This window comes from Mycobacterium sp. TH-M82 (assembly GCF_057473605.1).
In genome coordinates this window covers 1-2,442 of sequence record NZ_JBYCKY010000630.1, presented here as the reverse complement: position 1 = coordinate 2,442, position 2,442 = coordinate 1, and the positions used below count along the sequence as shown (strand labels likewise).

Genomic DNA, 2,442 nt, shown 5'->3' with positions numbered 1-2,442 from the left:
GTCGACCCGCACCAGCTTGTCGACGAACTCGAGTCCGGTGACCCGGGTGTGCCGGCCGGGAACCTGGCGGGCGCCGTTGAGCCGGTTGGCCAGCACGGCGGCCAGGATGTCGTTCACCAGCGTCGACTTGCCGGAACCGGACACCCCGGTGACCAGGGTGAGCACGCCGAGCGGGAAGGACACGTCGATATCGGCCAGGTTGTGCTCGCGGGCGCCGACGACGGTCAATTGGCGCCGGCGGTCGACGGGTCGGCGGATCGCGGGCACCTCGATGCTTTGCGCACCGGACAGGTAGGCGGCGGTGATCGATTCGCGGTTGGCCAGCAGGTCCGCGTAAGTCCCGCTGTGCACGATCTGACCGCCGTGCTCGCCGGCCGCGGGGCCGATGTCGACGATCCAGTCGGCGTGGGCGATGGTATCCAGGTCGTGTTCGACGACGATCAGTGTGTTGCCCAGATCACGCAGCCGGACCAGTGTTTCGATCAACCGGCGGTTGTCGCGCTGGTGCAGCCCGATCGAGGGCTCGTCGAGCACGTAGAGCACCCCGACCAATCCGGAGCCGATCTGGGTGGCCAGCCGGATGCGTTGCGCTTCGCCGCCGGCAAGGGTCCCCGCCGGGCGGGACAGGGTCAAGTACTCCAGCCCGACGTCGAGCAGGAAACCCAGCCGGGACTGGACCTCCTTGAGCACCTGACCGGCGATGGCCTGTTCACGCGGCCCCAGCGTGAGCGCGGCGAGAAAGTCCGAGCAATCCGCGATCGACAGCTCGCACACCTCGGCGATGGATTTACTGCCCAACTCCCCCGCGGCCAGCGTCACGGCCAGAATCTCTGCCTTGAGCCGGGTGCCGCGACAGACCGGGCAGGGCACGTCGCGCATGAAGCCGGCGTAGCGTTCCTTCATCTGCTCGGACTCGGTCTGCTCCATCTTGCGCTGCAGGAACGCCATCACACCCTCGAAGTAGGTGTGGTAGGAGCGGGTGCGGCCGTAGCGGTTGCGGTAGCGCACATGCACCTGCTCGTCGGCGCCTTCCAGGATCGCCGTACGAGCTTTAGCCGGTAGTTTGCGCCACGGGGTGTCGACGTCGAAACCCATCGCGTCGCCGAGGCTGGCCAGCATCCGGGTGAAGTAGTCAGCGGTGGGGCCCATCGACCACGGCGCCACCGCGCCCTCCGCGAGGGTGAGGTCCGGGTCGGGCACCACCAGGTCGACGTCGACCTCCTTGCAGATCCCCAGCCCGGTGCACTCCGGGCAGGCGCCGTAGGGCGAGTTGAACGAAAACGACCGGGGCTCAAGGTCATCGACGGCCAGCGCGTGGCCGTTGGGGCAGGCCAGTTTCTCGGAGAACCGTTGCTCCCGGGAAGCGCTGTGCGGATCATTCTCATCTCGGTCGACAAACTCCAGCACGACGATCCCGTCGGCCAGGTTCAGCGCGGTCTCCACCGAATCGGTGAGCCGCTGCTTGGCGGACGCCTTGACCGTCAGCCGGTCGACGACCACCTCGATGTCGTGCTTCTCCTGCTTCTTCAGCTTGGGCGGGTCGGTCAGCGGATGCACCACGCCGTCGACCCGAACCCGGCTGTAACCCTGGGTGTTCAGCTTCTCGAACAGGTCGGCGAACTCGCCCTTGCGGGTGCGCACCACCGGGGCCAGCACCTGAAACCGGGTGCCCTCGTCCATGGCCAGCACCTGGTCGACGATCTGCTGCGGCGTCTGGCGGGCGATCCGCTCGCCGCACACCGGGCAGTGCGGCGAGCCCGCACGTGCATACAGCAGCCGCAGGTAGTCGTAGACCTCGGTGATGGTGCCGACCGTCGACCGCGGGTTGCGGTTGGTCGACTTCTGGTCGATGGACACCGCCGGCGACAGGCCCTCGATGAAGTCGACATCCGGCTTGTCCATCTGGCCCAGGAACTGCCGCGCGTAGGCCGACAGCGACTCCACGTAACGGCGCTGACCCTCGGCGAAAATAGTGTCGAACGCCAGCGACGACTTACCCGATCCGGACAGTCCGGTGAAGACGATCAGCGCGTCGCGCGGCAGGTCCAGATCGACACTGCGCAGGTTGTGTTCGCGCGCACCCTTGACGATCAGCCGGTCAGCCATCGGCACCATGCTATGCGCATCGGTACCGTGGCCCGTATGACTGTCATCGACGACCACTACACCGGGCACGTGGAGCCTCGCACCGCCGCCCGGCGCACCCTTCCTGGTGCGACGATCCTGAAGGCGTCCGTCGGGCCGTGGGATAACAACGCCTACCTGGTGACGTGTGCGAAAACCGGCGAGTCGCTGCTGATCGACGCCGCCAACGATGCCCAGATCCTGACCGATCTGGTGCAGCGGTACGCCCCGAAGGTGTCGCTGATCGTCACCAGCCACCAGCATTTCGACCACTGGCAGGCGCTGGCGGCGCTGGCCGAAGCCACCGGGGCGCCGACT

2 protein-coding genes are annotated in these 2,442 nt (G+C 67.2%); one reads left to right on the top strand and one right to left on the bottom strand.

All coding sequences use genetic code 11. The features are described 5' to 3' along the window. Positions 1-2,106: excinuclease ABC subunit UvrA (uvrA, locus tag AC2VON_RS18510; protein WP_486954265.1), on the bottom strand; the 2,106-nt coding region annotated here is incomplete at its 3' end. Between the two features lie 36 nt (positions 2,107-2,142). Here uvrA and AC2VON_RS18505 point away from each other — a divergent pair. Beyond that, on the top strand, positions 2,143-2,442 hold a 300-nt coding region (locus AC2VON_RS18505), incomplete at its 3' end, for an MBL fold metallo-hydrolase (RefSeq protein ID WP_486954264.1).